The organism is Proteus vulgaris, from assembly GCF_016647575.1.
Lineage (GTDB): Bacteria > Pseudomonadota > Gammaproteobacteria > Enterobacterales > Enterobacteriaceae > Proteus > Proteus mirabilis_B.
In genome coordinates this window covers 1,416,471-1,434,799 of record NZ_CP032663.1, presented here as the reverse complement: position 1 = coordinate 1,434,799, position 18,329 = coordinate 1,416,471, and the positions used below count along the sequence as shown (strand labels likewise).

At 37.5% G+C, this 18,329-nt stretch carries 15 protein-coding genes; 4 read left to right on the top strand and 11 right to left on the bottom strand.

Annotated features, from left to right (window positions below):
- Positions 1-71 precede the first annotated feature (71 nt).
- On the top strand, positions 72-1,160 hold the full coding sequence (gene ompA / locus D7029_RS06490) for a porin OmpA (protein WP_023581353.1): 1,089 nt from the start codon (positions 72-74) through the stop codon (positions 1,158-1,160).
- A 200-nt stretch (positions 1,161-1,360) separates the two neighbouring features.
- Here ompA and matP read toward each other — a convergent pair whose 3' ends face one another.
- Complete coding sequence (gene matP, locus D7029_RS06485; protein ID WP_194952169.1) at positions 1,361-1,822, bottom strand: macrodomain Ter protein MatP; 462 nt, start codon at positions 1,820-1,822, stop codon at positions 1,361-1,363.
- A gap of 361 nt (positions 1,823-2,183) precedes the next feature.
- Here matP and D7029_RS06480 point away from each other — a divergent pair, with 361 nt between their 5' ends.
- Together D7029_RS06480 and fabA are read left to right on the top strand one after the other, a co-directional pair.
- Positions 2,184-3,926, top strand: a complete 1,743-nt coding sequence (locus D7029_RS06480) for an AAA family ATPase (RefSeq protein ID WP_194952168.1) — start codon at positions 2,184-2,186, stop codon at positions 3,924-3,926.
- A gap of 83 nt (positions 3,927-4,009) precedes the next feature.
- A complete protein-coding gene (gene fabA, locus D7029_RS06475) occupies positions 4,010-4,528 on the top strand; it encodes a bifunctional 3-hydroxydecanoyl-ACP dehydratase/trans-2-decenoyl-ACP isomerase (protein WP_023581351.1) in 519 nt (172 codons plus the stop codon).
- Between the two features lie 115 nt (positions 4,529-4,643).
- Here the strand turns inward: fabA and D7029_RS06470 are convergent, their stop codons facing one another.
- The 8 genes from D7029_RS06470 to rlmKL form a co-directional block, all read right to left on the bottom strand.
- Positions 4,644-5,135 (bottom strand): hypothetical protein, encoded by a 492-nt coding sequence (locus tag D7029_RS06470; protein ID WP_194952167.1) that lies wholly within the window; start codon positions 5,133-5,135, stop codon positions 4,644-4,646.
- A gap of 880 nt (positions 5,136-6,015) precedes the next feature.
- Positions 6,016-6,186, bottom strand: a complete 171-nt coding sequence (gene rmf / locus D7029_RS06465; protein ID WP_023581348.1) for a ribosome modulation factor — start codon at positions 6,184-6,186, stop codon at positions 6,016-6,018.
- Between the two features lie 474 nt (positions 6,187-6,660).
- A complete protein-coding gene (locus D7029_RS06460; protein ID WP_088493269.1) occupies positions 6,661-7,074 on the bottom strand; it encodes an ASCH domain-containing protein in 414 nt (137 codons plus the stop codon).
- Positions 7,075-7,175: 101 nt separating this feature from the next.
- On the bottom strand, positions 7,176-7,751 hold the full coding sequence (pqiC, locus tag D7029_RS06455; protein WP_194952166.1) for a membrane integrity-associated transporter subunit PqiC: 576 nt from the start codon (positions 7,749-7,751) through the stop codon (positions 7,176-7,178).
- Entirely contained in the window at positions 7,748-9,400 is a 1,653-nt protein-coding gene (pqiB, locus tag D7029_RS06450) for an intermembrane transport protein PqiB (RefSeq protein WP_088493271.1), read from the bottom strand. Before pqiB ends, pqiC begins: the two co-directional genes overlap by 4 nt.
- Positions 9,393-10,682 (bottom strand): membrane integrity-associated transporter subunit PqiA, encoded by a 1,290-nt coding sequence (pqiA, locus tag D7029_RS06445; protein WP_194952165.1) that lies wholly within the window; start codon positions 10,680-10,682, stop codon positions 9,393-9,395. The genes pqiB and pqiA overlap by 8 nt, the downstream gene beginning before the upstream one ends.
- Before the next feature lie 85 nt (positions 10,683-10,767).
- Positions 10,768-12,696: an ABC transporter ATP-binding protein gene (locus D7029_RS06440; RefSeq protein WP_088493273.1), complete on the bottom strand. Its 1,929-nt coding sequence runs from the start codon at positions 12,694-12,696 to the stop codon at positions 10,768-10,770.
- A 6-nt stretch (positions 12,697-12,702) separates the two neighbouring features.
- Entirely contained in the window at positions 12,703-14,817 is a 2,115-nt protein-coding gene (gene rlmKL / locus D7029_RS06435) for a bifunctional 23S rRNA (guanine(2069)-N(7))-methyltransferase RlmK/23S rRNA (guanine(2445)-N(2))-methyltransferase RlmL (protein ID WP_194952164.1), read from the bottom strand.
- 107 nt (positions 14,818-14,924) lie between these two features.
- On the opposite strand from rlmKL, the gene D7029_RS06430 reads away from it, so the two are divergent.
- The gene (locus D7029_RS06430; protein ID WP_194952163.1) at positions 14,925-16,049 is read left to right on the top strand and encodes a YcbX family protein; all 1,125 of its coding nucleotides are present in this window, start codon (positions 14,925-14,927) and stop codon (positions 16,047-16,049) included.
- A gap of 269 nt (positions 16,050-16,318) precedes the next feature.
- Here D7029_RS06430 and D7029_RS06425 read toward each other — a convergent pair whose 3' ends face one another.
- Positions 16,319-16,870 carry a cell division protein ZapC gene (locus D7029_RS06425; RefSeq protein WP_194952162.1) on the bottom strand — a complete coding sequence of 184 codons (552 nt, stop codon included), beginning with the start codon at positions 16,868-16,870 and terminating at the stop codon, positions 16,319-16,321.
- Between the two features lie 218 nt (positions 16,871-17,088).
- The gene (gene pyrD / locus D7029_RS06420) at positions 17,089-18,099 is read right to left on the bottom strand and encodes a quinone-dependent dihydroorotate dehydrogenase (protein WP_194952161.1); all 1,011 of its coding nucleotides are present in this window, start codon (positions 18,097-18,099) and stop codon (positions 17,089-17,091) included.
- Positions 18,100-18,329: the final 230 nt, after the last annotated feature.

The window sequence follows — 18,329 nt, the reverse complement described above, 5'->3', positions numbered from 1 at the left end:
AATAATTTAACCAAGGGCAAATAATAAGGCTTAAAGCCAAATGCCTAACTTGGATGATAACGAGGCGTAAAATGAAAAAGACAGCTATCGCATTAGCAGTGGCAGTGGCAGCTTTCGCAACTGCAGCGCAAGCAGCTCCAAAAGACAATACCTGGTATACTGGTGGTAAATTAGGTTGGTCTCAATACCAAGGTACTAGTAACCATTTCGGTGAAACTTCTATCGGTAACGGTAACACTCACCGTGATCAGTTAGGTGCAGGTGCATTTGCTGGTTATCAGTACAACCAATACTTAGGTTTTGAACTGGGTTATGATTGGTTAGGTCGTATGACTTACAAAGGTTCATATGACAACGGTGCATTCCGTGCTCAAGGTATCCAATTAACCACTAAATTAAGCTATCCAGTAATGGAAGACTTAGACGTTTATACACGTTTAGGTGGTATGGTATGGCGTGCAGATTCTTCTGCAACAGTTGCAGCTACTTCTCCTGCTCCAACTCAGAAGAACTTCTCTAATAACGACACTGGTGTTTCTCCAGTATTCGCATTAGGTACTGAATACGCGATCACTCCAAACATCGCTACCCGTGTTGAATATCAGTGGATCAACAACATCGGTGATAAAGGTACTCTGAATGCGCGTCCAGACAACGGCATGCTGAGTGTTGGTGTTGCTTACCGCTTCAACCAAGAAACTCCAGCTCCAGTTGTAGCTCCAGCTCCAGTTGTAGCTCCAGCTCCAGTTGTTGAGAACAAAACCTTTACTCTGCGTTCAGACGTTCTGTTCAACTTCAACAAATCTACTCTGAAAGCTGAAGGTCAAGAAGCTCTGAATGGTCTGTACACTGAACTGGCTAACATCGACCCAACTCAAGGTCGCGTAGTCGTTATCGGTTACACTGACCGTATCGGTTCACAAAACTACAACCTGCCTCTGTCAGAAAAACGTGCTCAATCTGTAGTTGATTACCTGGTTTCTAAAGGTATCCCTGCAAACAGCATCTCTGCAGAAGGTCGTGGTAAAGAAAATCCAGTTACTGGCAACACATGTGACAACGTTAAAGCTCGTTCAGCTCTGATCGATTGCTTAGCGCCAGACCGTCGTGTTGAGATCGAAATCCAAGGTACAACTGAAGTTGTTGTTCCTGCTAAATAATTCAGATAGTAGAATAATCTACTGTTGATGAATTCAAAACCCTGCCAATGGCAGGGTTTTTCTTTATGAAGATAAAATAAGGTAGAAATATAAAGACAGAAACGCTTTCGGCGCAGGTATGAAATATCACAAGAAAAACAGAGAACGAAAATAGCTATAAAAATAAATTATTGAAGCCAGTAAGCCAAAATTAATGTAACTTATTTTTCTTTATCGCGTTCTAATAACTCAATCAGTCCATCTTTTAAACTATGCACTTTTAATGCGTATTGTTCTTTTCGCTCAGCGTCTTCAATTAATTGCACTATCGTTTCTGATAATGTTATTCCTCTTCGCTGTGACAATGCAGATAAGCGTTGCCAAACTTTAAACGTTAAATCGATTGATTTTTTACGTGTGTGTTGATGCTCAGCATTAAAATAACGTTTTCTACGAGCTCTAATAGTTTGCTTCATCCTATTAGATAAATCAGGATTCATATGCAAATCTATCCACTCTAAAACTTTTAATGGTTGCGCCTCAAGAAGCAATAATTGCTCGACAACTTCATCTGCGGCACTTTTTTCTATATAACGGGTAATTAATTCACCTTCGCGGTGTTTTTTTACTAGGTAGGCCCACTTCCAGCCACATTCTAGGTTCTCTAATTGTTGATATTTCATACAAAATCCCGTGACAACGTAACTATATAGTAGCATATCAACAATTTTACAAAAATACTGCCACTGAACCGAAATTTTTTGACTATTTTATAGGCGAAGTTATTTTAGATAATCTTGCTTATCAATTAATAACAAGCCTTGATAAGGGATAGTTTTCTGAGCACGTTATGATAGAATCGAGCGTCGCTATCATAAAACCTTGATGACCACTTATTAGCTCGTGATTATAAGGTAGTAGCAATACATATTCCCTGCCTATGCAGTTGATGACAGTTAAAGAACCGTCTTATTGCAGGATAGATATCAACTTATACGATATCTAATTATCTCTTTTCACTAATCAATAATAAAAACGGTAACCTTGAAAAACAACGAATTAGAATGGCAGGCGTTACGTCCTGATTACGCCTCCTACCAAACTTTCTTTCAAACAGCATCTCAATTACCTGCATCTCTACTTCGTGAGGTTCAACCTCGCCTGTATGAAAGCCTGCAATGGTTAAATAATGCAGATTCAGGGCAGTTTATGCTGTTAAAAGTGGATGATTCTGCTGCTTACTTTGATATGCTGACAGACACGTTAACGCAATCAGGGATCAAAACTGATCCCGTTGTTGGCAGTTATCAAGCAGAAACCAATAAAATCGATTGGCAAGAAAATGTACACGGCGCATTTTCATCATCAGAATCTATTACTTGTTGCCAATGGATAGAGCCAGAACAACTCTTTGGCTCATTCTATTACCATAAAGACGAAGTTACTCTTAGCCCAGGCTTATTGCATAAAGTAAATGGAGGCATCTTAGTCCTCTCTATAAAATCTTTACTTGCACAACCACTAATGTGGTTTCGCCTTAAAAAAATGGTTGAAGAACAGCGTTTTGAATGGCTTGTCTGGAATGACAATCAATCTCTGCCTTTACCTATTGAGAGTATGCCGCTCAATCTTCGTGTGATTTTAGTTGGTGATAGACTAAGCCTTGAAGAGCTTGAATTTATGGAGCCTGAGCTAAGTAGCACCGCTTTATATGGTGAATATGAATACGACATGTATTTAGAAGATGAAACCGCTCTTTCTCAATGGTGTGGCTTTGTAAATTCACTGTGCCAAAAATATCGTCTCCCTTCTCTATCTGCGGATGCTTGGGAAGTCTTGCTAACACAAGCTGCAAGACAACATGAAGATCAGCTAATGCTGAGCCTAGATTTAGAATGGATCTTGCGCCAACTTCGTTATGCAATACGTTTTAATCATGAGGCGTCTCTAACTGCTGATGCATTGAAAAAAGCAGAAGAAAATCGCCTATGGCGACACAGTTATTTGTTAGAGCGTAGCCGTGATGAGATTTTACAAGACCAAGTGATGATACAAACAGAAGGTGAAGCTGTTGGTCAAATCAATGGACTTTCTGTCTTAGATTACCCGGGATACCCTGATTTAATCGGAGAACCGACTCGCATTACCTGCGTTGCACATATAGGTGATGGTGAGTTTACGGATGTTGAGCGAAAAGCGGAGCTTGGTGGCAATCTTCATGCTAAAGGAATGATGATTATGCAAGCTTACTTAAACTCAGAATTACGTTTAGACCAACCACAGCCATTTAGCACCTCGATTGTTTTTGAGCAATCATATGGTGAGGTTGATGGTGATAGTGCCTCTTTGGCTGAATTGTGTGCATTTATTAGTACACTGGCACAACAACCTATTGATCAGCAAATCGCAGTTACAGGTGCTGTCGATCAATTTGGTCAAGTTCAACCGATTGGTGGCGTAAACCAGAAAATCGAAGGCTTCTTTGATATCTGCCAACAACGAGGATTAACGGGTACGCAAGGCGTGATTATTCCTCTTGCTAATATTCGTCATCTTGTACTTAACGAAAATGTGCAGCAAGCGGTAAAAGAAGAGAAATTTCATATTTGGCCTGTCACTCATGTAGCAGAAGCAATAACATTACTGACTCGTCAGCCATATTATGAAGAGCAATGTGAACCAGAACAATCAGACTCACACTTGTTAGCTGTTATTCATGATCGTATAACACTCGCAAATAATCAGGATAGACCTAAATTACCTTGGTTCTTACGTCTATTCAGATAATTCTGTTTCAAGTGATCGGAGTTGTTCAGCGTACAAGTGTAAGCTATTCTGTTGTCTTACACTTGATAAAGGCTATATAGACAATGGTTGATAAACGCGAATCTTATTCTAAAGAAGACCTCATTGCTTCAGGCCGTGGTGAATTATTTGGCCAAGATGGCCCACCACTGCCATCTGGTAATATGCTAATGATGGATCGCATCATTAAAATGACAGAAGATGGCGGCACCCATAATAAAGGCTTTATCGAAGCAGAATTCGATATCAAGCCAGATTTATGGTTCTTTGATTGCCACTTCGTCAATGATCCTGTTATGCCGGGTTGCTTAGGCCTAGATGCCATGTGGCAACTTGTTGGCTTCTATCTTGGCTGGCTTGGTGGTGAAGGTAAAGGCCGTGCGCTTGGTGTTGGTGAAGTAAAATTCACTGGACAAATATTACCAACAGCAAAAAAAGTTACCTATAAAATTGATTTCAAACGTGTTATCAATCGTAAGTTGATTATGGGTATTGCCGATGGTGAAGTGTATGTTGATGGTAAGCTGATTTATGAAGCAAAAGACTTAAAAGTTGGCTTATTTAAAGATACAACTGCATTCTAAGTTCGGTAACAATCTGAATCTATTAAAAATATCGTGTAATATAAAGTACACGGTATTTTTTTATCTATACTAATCGCGTATTTATTTTCTTCATAGAAGACAGCTCATATTCAATTCAGTTTTTATCAACACAAACAGTCGATTGCTTATCTTTTAGACACTGAAAATGATGCTTAATTTTAGCAGAGAAAAATAAGCTATATGTGAGATAAACAAATAAACCGGCTAAAAATAAAACACCTAATACTTCACCTGAATTTTCTGCTTGATTACTACCATTTGTATTATCAAATGCATTTTGAATTCCAATTATTATTGCGATAGTGATCGGAAACATTGATATACTCCAGAATATTTTCAGCATCATTGGTGCTATTTCTTTCTTCATAAAAACAACAAAAAGTGTAATAACATATAAAGTAGGGAGTGAAAAAGTTTGAATCATACTCCACACTATAGAAAGAGAAGCTATTAAATTAAAATTCGCACTATTTTTTATAAATACACTCATTAAAGTCGAAACACTAGTAAATGAAGACATTAATTGCCCTAGTGTGAAAAAAGTAAAAGCAATTAATATTATCCATAATGAGATTGGTTTTTTCATTGAAGTCTTCCTTGTAAATAAAAGTCGCTATAATAAATTAATCTATGTATAGTGTCATTAAATTAGTAAATAAATTTTATATATAAAGATAAATTTAAGTTAAGTGAGCTTTCTTATCCTAAATAAATATGACACTAGAAATTTATATCAACTTAGTACAAGTAGATTACGTTAAGGAATAATCGTATGGATATGATTATAAGCGCAATTGTAGAATTCTTTAGCTTTCTTATTGAACTTACTTTTTTTCTTTGTAAAGCAATTGGCTATCGTCTCACAATTTTATTGATTATATTTATTTGTATGTATGCTAGTCAATTCGATATAAAATGGATCTTAGGCTTTTCTATAACCTCATTATGTTTATATAGCCCAAACTTATATAAATTATTTAAAAAATCAAAAGAAAACCTTTAAGTTAAATTAGTTTTTATAAAAAGAAAATTTAAGGAAAATAAGTGATTAACAAAGGAAAAGTACCTAAAAAACAGGCAGACTTTATGTTTTATGGTGGCATATTTCTGATATTTACATCTTTTATAACTTGGTTTACTTCAGAAAAAATTGATTGGCTATATAATTCTATCAATACAATACTTGCTATTTTTCTTACTATTTATGGTTTTCGCTTACGCAAAAAATTTTCATGAAATAAAATTAAAAAAGTAATGATAATATAACGTAAAAAGGCTTACAAAATATGTAAGCCTTTTTTATATCCAAATTAATCGTTTGTTATTTATACTCAAATTGTCCTATGCTCAATATGTACATAGGAATGCATATAAATAACCCTCGTTTTGATTGTCGGTAAAATCTTAGTGATAATATTTAATATAGCTAAAAATAAGCTATTATCTATTTCACTACGACGGGTTATTTATTTTACCAGACTCGGGCGATCTTCCATCGCCTGTCGCCAACCTCCAAGCCAATGTGAACGCGCATCAATGGCGAAATAAGGGCAAAGTTCTTTTGAACGACCTTGCATACCAGCTTGATAACCTTTCGATAATGCTCTTGCTAAACGATCTCGTTTCTGTCTTTTCATATCTAGACAACCCTCACGTTCTAAGTTTAAGCGGAAAGATAATGATTGTTTTTTCAACAACCACTATAAATTGATACGCTTTATTGAGCATTTAAGCAAGTAAAGAAGTTAATACAAATGTCATATTTGTGATATTGAGCCAACCGAAAGTTTAATAACTATTGTTATAATTTATTTTATTTAATGTTTTTATTAAGGTATTATCTAGTTCTTTTAATAAGTTACATTGCAGACAAATATAACCTATTGATATTTTAAAACAATAAAGAAACAAAAAATAAATTTTTTATTTTTATCTCATAAAACCAATAAATCAAGTAAGACAAAATGATGTTTTTATTTAAATTTATGTCAATATAAGACTTGGTTTATAAATATAATTTTTTGCTCTATTTTTATTTTTTTGTAGAAAACTCTTTTTAATTACCTTTGTTTTATTAAGGAATTAGCTATTATTAAAAATAAAAGAGGCTATTAACACCTCTTACATACTTCTATTAATTCAAACTCTTCAAATACCAGCTCCATATCTTCTGAAAAATGACCTTCTCGATTAAAGAAGGCTTTATGTCCTTCTTGCCAATATGCCAAACTTAAATCCCCTTCACCTTCTCTCTTAGCCAATTCTTCGGTGACTTCATTAAATCGGATTAGTTGCAAAGAACGTGTTCGAATAACACAAATAGGCTCATTTTTACTATTTAGAATAATGCTAAAGCCCCCAATAACAGGAATAACGCTGTCACTAAAAAAACCATTTAATGAGCTACACGTTGCCGTTTTTTTTCCTTCTACCACCAGCATAGCAAGCTCATCCGCTAACTGAGCATTATCCCCAAATGACCAACTGATCGCAGTGGGATATTTCTTTTTAAGGCTTTCTAACATATTGTTTCCTTTTTTTGTTTTTTAAATAAACAAAACCCAATATTCAACTAAAATACAATTTAAGAGAATACTGGGTTTGAATAAACGTAATGCTAAGTCAGTTAGTATTGAGCTTGAATTGCTTTCGCTATATCAGAAACAACTTGCTCCCATCCTTGTCCTAATGTACGCACTAAAGCTGGATAACCATCTTCTGTTTGCGTTAAAACTAAAGAGAATGGCTGATTAATCACTTTATTGTTTTCAGTATAAATCCAGTCACCTGAGATAATTACCAGTCCATCATAACGACCTTGAAAGTAATTAACGGTGACCGTTAACTTTGCCAAGTTATCTTCAACAGGTTGATTAGCAACTACTGTACCCGGTAATGCTTTTGTTAAACCTGAAATAAGGTTCTGTTGTAATTGCTGATCAAGCGGATTAATCCATAGGTGCTGATTAGCCACGGTATAGTTAATATCCGTCGTTTGATAAACAATTCCAGCATTAACTAACATATTGGATAAACGGATCGGTTGAACCCAAATTTGAGGCTTCTTAGCTGACTGTGTTGCCGAGACTTGTTCTGGTACGCTACCTTGATAAACATCAGGTAACTGATAATACGTTTTATTAGTCTGGCTTGAACATGCCGTTAACATCAGTACAAATATCCCAATGATGTATTTCTTCATTTTTCAGCCCTCTTTGGTTCTGGATCTTTACCTTCCTTCGCTTCGAAAATCAATGCGTTGCTCTTATTGTTCAATGTTTTCAATAAAGGCTGCATCTCTCTTAACACCTGATCAAGCTGTTGCATATTATCAATCATTTTTCCGTATGCAGGAGAGCCCGGTTGGAAGCCTTGCATACTACGATTGATCTCTTTTAATGACTGCTGAATATCATTAGGAAGGTTTCTAAATTCATCACTACCAATCATCGCATTCAATGCTTTCAGTGTTTCTTTAGCCTCGCTGACTGCTTTTTGACTTTCAGATAATGTTGCTGTCATCTCTTTAAGCATTGGTTCAACAGGCAGATTGTTGATCTTATCCAGCGAAGTCATTACTTTTTGCTGAATTTGCGCTAAACCAGAGCCAACCGTTGGAATTTGTTGGAAACCAGCAACCTCTTGAGGGCCTTCCCATTTAGCTTCATCAGGGTAGAAATCAAGGTCAATATAAAGTGCACCAGTTAATAGGTTACCTGATTTCAGTGATGCTCTTAATCCATTATTGGAAGCAAAAGTAATTTCTTTAACGAAGTCGAAACTCTCACCGACATCATTGGCGAAACGTTCTGGTTCAACATGAATAAGTACGGGAATACGAAAATCTTTATCCAGCGATTGTTGCATACCTTTAGTGTAATAAGGCACTTGTACAACCGTTCCCATGCGAATTCCACGGAATTCTACAGGAGCTCCGGCTTGCAATCCTCTTACAGAATCAGAGAAAAACATGATGTAGCTACGATAGTCAGTATATAGTGAGTTTTGAATACTCTTTTCATTATCGTAGAGCTTAAATTCTGTTTTAGGTGCAATAGGATCACCTGGGACCCATCCCGCAGGGACATCAAAACTAACACCACCACTAAAGAGTGTAGAAAGTGATGCCATTTCAACACGTACACCCGATGAAGACATATCAAAAGCGATACCGGAATCTTTCCAGAACCGAACATTTGATGTCACCATTTTGTCATAAGGTGCTTTGATAAAGAGTTGATAATGCATATCTCGGCTATCAATATTGAATTCACTCGTTTCAACAGAGCCGACTTGGTAACCTCTAAATAAAACAGGATCACCCGCATTTAATTGGCCTGCTGCTTCACTTACCAAATTGATGCGAATACCTTTTGCATCTGGCGAAGCTAACGGTGGCGAGTCAAGAAGATTAAATTCATCTTCTTCTTTGCCTTTCAATCCCGGCTGTAACTCTATGTAGGCACCAGAAAGCAAGGTTCCTAAACCCGTTACACCTTCTTTACCGACTTGAGGTCTTACAACCCAAAATGCAGTATCTGCGCGTAATAACTCTTTCATGTCTTTATCAAGGCGAGCCGTAATAATAACGCGACTAAAATTACTATCGAGTGTGACACTTTCAACTAGACCGATATCTACACTACGACTTTTAATTTTAGTTTTACCTGCTTCAATGCCATCTGCATTATAGGTAATTAATGTAACTTCTGGACCCTGATGGCTGAAATGATAATAAAGTATCCACGCACCAATCAGTAAGGTGACAAGTGGTATGATCCAAACTGGAGACCAGCTTTTTAGCTTGTTAATTTTTGCTTCAGTTAAAGCAGTTTCATTCTTTTCAGTCACCCTTAGGCTCCTTAATCGTGGGTTTATCATCATCAGTTGTACACTTATCCCACGTCAACCGAGGATCAAACATCATTGCAGAGAACATAGTTAACACTACAACCAATGCAAATAGCACCACACCAAAATCAGGATAGATGCTCATCAGACGTCCCATTCTGACTAATGAAGCTAAAACAGCAATGACGAAGACGTCAATCATCGACCAACGCCCTACATATTCAACAACTTCATAGAGAAAATGCATTCTAGCAGGATCTCTTTTTCCATTAGATTTGTGTGCATCCCAACACAACCAAGCAATTGCGAGCATTTTTAAACTTGGCACCATAATACTGGCAATAAATATCACCATTGCAACGGGGTAAGAGCCATCTTCCCATAGCAAAATAACCCCAGCCATAATGGTCGAATAAATGTTATTACCTAAAGATTCAGTGACCATAATGGGTAATAAATTAGCGGGGATATAAAGAATTAACGACGTAATCAACAAAGAGACCGTCCATTGTAAGCTTTTAGGTCTTCTTGCATGTCCTGTCACTTCACAACGGCTACATTCGTATTGATCTACTGGTAAAATTGCCGTACATGAACGACATAATCTAACTCCTTGTTTTAACCCAGACTTACCTGATTCGATATCAGGATAATTCGGGCGACGTTCTAATTTTTCCCATAAAGTATGTCTATCAAGGCACTGGAATGCTCGAATTTGAAACAAGCAATAAAGCACATAAGGCAGGAAACTAAGCCCTAGCCCAATATCACCATAAGCCATTAATTTTACAAAGCTAACTAAAATTCCCGCAAGAAAAATCTCTGCCATACACCACGATTTTAATTGGAATAAAATACGCGATAACCAAATTTGTAGCTTTCTAGGTAATTGAATAGGTGTGCAAAGAAGTAAGATTGCCACCATACAAAAAGCGGGCACTATTTGGACAAAGAGTAGGAAAAATGCGCCTAATTCAACGTAATTTTCGCTAAACATAACGGTTGGAATTTGCATCAGTGTGACATTGTTGGCGATACCCGCCACTTCCATACTCACGAAGGTAAACTGGCTTGCCATCAGCAACATAAATAATGCGCTGATTGCTAATGCAACAGGTTGATAAAAAGGTTGACGCCAACGTGCAGTTAATACTGTATGGCAGCGAGGGCACGTTGCTTTTGTTCCTTGTGCTAATTGAGGAACACTGACCACCAGATCGCACTGCGGACATAATATTTGCTCATGTTTATGTTCATGCCGATGTTGTTGACCAGAGCACACTGCGACACCTCTTATTTAGAATAATCAATAAAAGAATATTTAATCCAGAAAGTAAAACGGGGCGTGATGCCCCGTTTTCGGTTGGCTATTCGCCGTTTTGCATCAATTCTAGCTCTTGCCATCTATCAAAAGCAGTTTCAAGCTCTTGTTCTTTATCTGCAAGCGCCTTTAAAACTTTTTCTGTCTCTTCATGAGGACGAGTAAAGAAATCTGCCCCACTCACTTCTTCTTGTAACGCGCTTAACTGAGTTTCTAAGCTTTCTAATTTTGCAGGAAGTTGCTCGAGTTCTCGCGTCAAATGATAACTTAATTTGTTAGTGCGAGTGTTCTTTTTAGAGCTATCTTTCGCTTTTGCTTCTTTTTCAGCTTTTTCTGGTGCGTTACGTGATTTGTTTGCTTCACTTTTTAGTGAAACCGACTGTGCTCTTTGTTGCTGAGCATCGAAATATCCACCAACGTAGCTGTTAATAACACCATCGCCTTCAAAGATCCAACACTCAGTAACACTATTATCAACAAATTCACGATCATGGCTAACTAGTAAAACAGTGCCTTGGTAAGCATCAACTAGCTCTTCTAACAATTCCAATGTTTCAACATCGAGATCGTTGGTTGGTTCATCGAGAATAAGCAAGTTACTTGGTTTTAAGAATAAACGCGCCAGTAATAGACGATTTCTCTCACCTCCTGAAAGTGCACGAACGGGAGTCATTGCACGTTTAGGTGGGAATAAAAAGTCTTGCAAATAACCAAGTACGTGACGAGGGCGGCCATTTACCATGACTTCTTGCTTACCTTCAGCAAGGTTATCCATCACTGTTTTATCAGGATCAAGTGCCGCACGATGCTGATCAAAGTAAGCAACTTCAAGCTTAGTACCACAATGAACTCGCCCGCTGTCTGCTTTTAAATCGCCTAGCATAAGTTTCAATAAAGTGGTTTTACCGCAACCATTTGGCCCCACCAGCGCAATTTTATCGCCACGTTGTACTTTGGCAGAAAAATCACGAACTAACTTACGCATTCCAATGCTGTAATTAACATCTTCAAGTTCAAAAACAATTTTGCCTGAACGCGTAGCTTCTTCGACCTGCATACGAGCACTGCCTAACACTTCACGACGTTCACTGCGTTCAACACGCAATGCTTTTAATGCTCTTACGCGGCCTTCGTTACGAGTGCGTCGTGCTTTAATACCTTGACGTATCCACGCTTCTTCTTGCGCTAATTTGCGATCAAACTCTGCATTTTGTTGCTCTTCAACACGCAGTGCTTCTTCTTTGCTTTCAAGATACTTATCGTAATTTCCCGGCCATGAAGAAAGTTTTCCACGATCAAGATCGATAATACGCGTTGCCATATTACGGATAAATGAACGGTCATGGGAAATAAACACGATACTTCCTTGGAAATCTTTTAAGAATTTCTCAAGCCAAAGGATCGTCTCAATATCAAGGTGGTTTGTTGGTTCATCTAAAAATAGCACTCTAGGTGCGCTGACTAATGCACGCCCTAGGGCTGCTTTTCTTAACCAACCACCCGATAAAGAAGAAAGCTCTGCTTCACCATCTAAACCAAGTTTTTCTAGCACTTCTGCAATTCGGCTATCAAGCAACCACAAGTTACGGCTATCAAGTACTTCTTGTAGCTCTGCCATTTTATTGAGATTTTTATCAGAAGGATCTGTCTCAATCAGTTTAGAAATATGGTGATAATCTGTTAGGTATTTAGCATCTTCTTCAACACCTTCTGCAACAAAGTCAAAGATAGTGCCTTCAATATCTCTAGGGGGATCTTGCTGTAAGCGAGCTGTCACAAGATCTTGTTCATAAACAACTTGACCATCATCTAAAGGTTGCTCTTTAGATAACACTCTTAGTAATGTTGATTTACCCGCACCATTGCGCCCAACTAAACAAACGCGTTCATTTTCTTCAATAAATAAATCGGTGCTATCTAATAGTGGAGCATCACTGAAAGATAAATAAGCCCCAGTCAAACTAATTAACGGCATTGTAAATTATTCCTCACCAGCATGAGTTAGCAGCCAGCAATTGTGAATTTGGCGGTTACGTGCAAAGTCTTGTGATAATGTTTTCTGTGTTATCTCTTTTGCACACAACCCAATTTTTACTAACTCGTCATGTTCCATTTTGAATCCACGTTTGTTATTTGAGAACATAATTGTTCCGCCTTTTCTCAACAAACGTTTCAGATGTTTCATTAATTCAATGTGATCACGCTGTACATCAAAGGTGTTTTCCATTCGTTTTGAGTTAGAAAACGTAGGCGGATCGATAAAAATCACATCAAATTGTTCATTGCTCTGCATTAACCATTGAATGCAATCTGCTTGCATTAAACGGTGTTGTCTACCTGACAGGCCATTCGCTTGGAAGTTTTTCTCAGCCCATTCAAGATAAGTACGAGACATATCAACTGTTGTTGTGCTTTTCGCACCACCAATTCCCGCATGAACAGAAGCCGTACCGGTATAAGCAAAAAGATTTAAGAAGTCTTTTCCATTGCTCATTTCACCCAACATTTTTCGTGCAATACGGTGATCTAAGAACAACCCTGTATCAAGATAATCCGTTAAGTTCACCCAGAATTTTGCACCAAATTCGTCAACTAAGAAAAAATCGCCCTTTTCGGCCATTTTTTCATACTGCTGTTTGCCTTTTTGACGTTGGCGAGTTTTTAAAATCAGTTGATCAGAACGTAATGCCAGTACTTCCATTGTTGCGCTAATCACATCGAATAAACGCTGACGAGCTTTGTGCTCATTAACTGTTTTAGGTGGCGCATACTCTTGGATAACCACTTTATCGCCATAGCGATCTACAGCAACATTATATTCAGGTAAATCAGCATCGTATAAGCGATAACATTCAATTTGCTGTTGTTTTGCCCATTTCGCGAGTTTTTTCTCATTTTTACGTAAACGGTTTGCAAAATCTTCAGCAAGTCCAGTGTTAATCGTTGATGGTGTATCAGAAAGCAAATAGTTCTTTTGTACACAATCTAAAGGACCATTTTTTGCTTTGAACTCTCGTTCTGCACGTAATTGAATGCAACTTAACAACTCAGGTGATGCACTAAATAGCGATAATCTCCAACCTGGGAAGTGTGCTTTGACCGCTCTTCCTAATTGGCTGTGAAGTGCGATTAATGCAGGTTCACTTTCTAAACGTTCACCATAAGGTGGGTTACTGATAATTGTCCCTTTGATTTCCGCTGAAACAGGGTTTGTCAGTTTAGCTGCATCACCGTGAGCAAAGGTGATCAGTTCAGCAACATCCGCTCTGCGTGCGTTGGCTCTTGCCATATCCAACACGCGCTTATCAACATCAAAGCCATAAAAACGCGCAGTGGTATTCTTTTTACCTTCACGGAAACGGGTAAAAGCTTCATGGGTCACTTCTTTCCATAACGCTTCATCGTGACCTAACCAATGACGGAATCCCCAATGCACACGATTTAATGCTGGAGCACAATCAGTCGCCATCATGGCTGCTTCAATTAATAATGTACCAGAGCCACACATTGGGTCGATCAATGGTGTGTCAATTTTCCAGCCTGAACGCATGATAATAGCGGCAGCTAAGTTCTCTTTTAAAGGTGCTTGCCCTGTTAAATCACGGTAGCCACGTTGATGTAAACCATCACCACTTAAATCTAAAGATAGCGAAGCTTTTTCTTTATGAAGGTGGATGGTTAAGCGGATATCAGGGGACTGTTTAGCGACATCTGGACGTTGCCCTATTTTACGTTGGAAGGAGTCAACGATGGCATCTTTCGCTTTTAATGCACCATATTGGCTATTACGAATAACGTCATTCGTGCCATTAAAATGGATAGCAAAAGTCTGATCAACAGTAAAAATCTCACTCCAATCAATTGCCTGCACACCAAGGTATAAGTCTAGATCACTATAAACATTGAATTCATTTAACGGCAACATAATACGTGACGCTAAACGACTCCAAAGTAAAGACTGATACATGGTTTTATCATCAGCACGAAAATAAACACCGCCTTGAGTTATCTGGCAAGCCTGAGCACCAAGGTGTTCAAGTTCAGATTTTAATAGTTCTTCCAGACCTCGGCCTGTGCTGGCAAACAGAGAGCGCATAATATTGTTACCACCTAAAATAAAATTGTTGGGCATTATAGCTAATTGTATTACGTTGTCATAAAGTTACTGGCTATAAAAAATAATAATGTCTTTTGGGAGCACTGATGATCAACGTTTCACGCCTTTATATACACCCAGTTAAATCAATGAAGGGAATTCGACTTTCTCATGCATTTGCTCGTGAGAGCGGATTCACGTTTGATCGCGATTTTATGATAACCACCCCAGAAGGGACTTTTATCACGGCACGAAAATTTCCCGTTTTGCTGTGTTTTATTCCCACTGTCATGGCAAATGGTATCTATATTCAAGCACCCGATGGTGAAGGTATTGCTATCACCTATCAAGATTTTGAGACCACATTGCAACCGACAGAAGTTTGGGGCAACCATTTTACCGCGTATGTGGCTCCAGATGAAATAAATCAGTGGTTCAGTCGTTATTTAAAAATGGATGTTCAACTTCGTTGGACTGGCGAAAAATCGACACGCCGAGTGAAAAAAAATCCAGAAACCGCTGTTTCTTTCGCTGATGGCTACCCTTACTTATTAATTAATGAAGCCTCATTTCAATACTTACAACAGCGTTGCCCTGCTTCAATTAATATTGAGCAATTTCGAGGGAATATCCTCATAACAGGTGCAAAGCCTTTTGAAGAAGATACTTGGCAGACTATTCGTGTTGGCTCTGTTGTGATGGATCTGATGAAACCTTGTAGCCGTTGTATCATGACCACAATTAGTATCGATAAAGGCGTGAAACATCCTAACACAGAACCACTCGCAACACTGCAAACATTCCGTAGTGATGAAACGGGTGATGTCGATTTTGGTCAAAATGTCATCATTCGTCAAACTGGTATTATTCGTGTAGGAGATACTGTTGAAGTATTAGCTTATAAAGAAGCAAAACAGTATCTTGTAACAGCCCCTGTTGAAACACAATCAGCACCTATCATTGAAAACACACAAGAACGGACTGTCAGCATTGAATTTAATGGCGAGGTTTTCGAAGGTAATAACCAAGAAGTTCTGTTAGAACAACTTGAAAATAATGGTTATACCATTCCTTATAGTTGCCGAGCTGGCCTTTGTGGCTCTTGTGTTATCCAATTAGATGAAGGTGATGTTAATGCATTAAAAGCTGGCGCAATTAAACGCTCAGGTAAAATCTTAGCCTGTAGCTGTATTCCTAGCGGTAATGTGAAACTTTCGCTTAATAGAAAATAACACTTATCTTTATCACAAATTAAAAGAAGGTAATTTGTCCTTACCTTCTTTTTTATTTTGAATAATACAGTTTGTTTAATAAGAATTATCTTATTAAAAACTTAATAATGAATTATCAATAAACCTATTTATTTGTTTCTAGGAAAAAGATGCAGAAAAAAAGTAATGAAGATTTGATTTTGGGGAGTGTTATTTAGGGTGAATTTGTTTTTAGAATGTTATAAATGATGAGTAACGATAAAAAGAGTAAGTCCTTTTTACTCTTTTTGTTAAATAACTTTCTCGTACAAAAATGATCCTGGCTCTGACTCTTTATGATAATCGCTTAACCTGTCATTCATAATTTTTATTGGGTCACAAAAATTAAGTGTTCTATCAAATAATGTTAACTGCGGTTGAGCTAATAAACATAAACAAGCTTGAGCCCCCACTTCAGTCACTAAAAAAAGAGCTGTTTCGCCTTCTTCTTTTAATGAAGCTTCTACCACTTGAGATAAATAAGGGTTGATTTGATTATTGTTAACTTCAAAATACCAACTCTTAGGCATCAGCGGCTTTAAAAAGCGATGGGCTATTAATGCATTTAAAGCTAATTCAGCTCTTGATTCTGATGGCATATCTATTTGTCGAATTTGCTCATCGTATCCATAATAAAGAGCCGCATCATCGACGGTAAAAGATGCTGATTGTCGAGCACTCTCACTCAACATTTTGCTTGGAAAGCGGGAACGAAAAACCATACCATTTGCTAAATCAAGCATTAATTTTTGTTGCTCAACATCAAAATACCAACGCCAGCGATCATCGGGTTTTATTATCACTAATTAATCCCCCTTCGATTCATTCCCTGTTTTATACTCTGATAAAAAATCAAAATTAAATGACCTAAATAAAATATTTAATATCACCTAACAAAAACAGGATTCATTTTACTATTAATTAAGCACAATCAGTGCAATTTAATAAAAAATAACCAACTAGGGGCAATATAAACGAGTTAGGGGCAGAAGAAAAGCCCCTAATTCATTATTAAATGTATTTAGATATGATTAATTATAGATTTGATAAGTGCAGGACCTTGATAAATGAATCCTGAATAGACTTGAATAAGAGAAGCGCCAGCGTCCATTTTTTCTCTTGCTGCTGTTAATGAATCAATTCCACCTACACCAATAATAGGTAATGTACCTTTTAATTCTTCATTTAATTGACGAATTATTTGTGTACTTTTTGATTGTACCGGGCGACCACTTAATCCCCCAGCTTCATTACAGTGATCTAACCCACTAACTAATGATTTATCTAATGTGGTATTTGTCGCAATAACACCATCAATATGATGACGGACTAAGCTATCTGCAACTTGAATTAATTCTTCATGTGTTAAATCAGGTGCAATTTTAACAGCGACAGGAACATATTTTTGATATTTTCCCTGCAACTCTAATTGTTTATTTTTAATTGCTGATAGTAGATCGTCTAATGCTTCACCGTATTGTAGAGTACGCAAACCGGGGGTATTTGGTGATGAGATATTGATTGCGATATAACCGGCATGAGCATAGACTTTTTCCATACAAATCAGATAATCATCTTTACCTTGCTCTACTGGGGTATCTTTATTTTTGCCGATATTAATACCCAGTACGCCACCATAACGAGATTGTTTTACATTTTCAATTAAGTTATCGACGCCAAGGTTATTAAAGCCCATTCGGTTAATTAAGCCTTCAGCTTCCACTAAGCGGAATAAACGAGGTTTATCATTTCCCACTTGAGGACGTGGCGTCACTGTACCTACTTCAATAAAACCAAATCCCATTGCACCCAATGCATCTATACAATCACCGTTCTTATCAAGACCGGCAGCAAGACCAAGTGGATTTTTAAATGAGAGTCCCATACAGGAAACGGGTTTTGAAGGAAGTGACTGCTGAATAAGAAATTGAAATGGGGAATGAGATAAACGTTTTAACTGACGGAAGGTAAAATCATGGGCACGTTCAGGATCTAGCCGAAACAATGCCTTCCTTACTAAGGAATAATACATACGATCTCCATTGAGAATATCGGGTATTAGGAATGATATGTCTACGACAATTTAAGCGTCGAGCATCATATAGATAAAAGCACGAAAAGTAAACGCTTCAATTTCACAATTCGCCATAAAAAACCCCCAGACTATGAATGAACCCAAATCATTTCCTCGTGAAATAACTAATCTTCCTTCAATACAAAAAGATGAGTAATACCCAAAAATAATAGAAATTTAGGATTTTT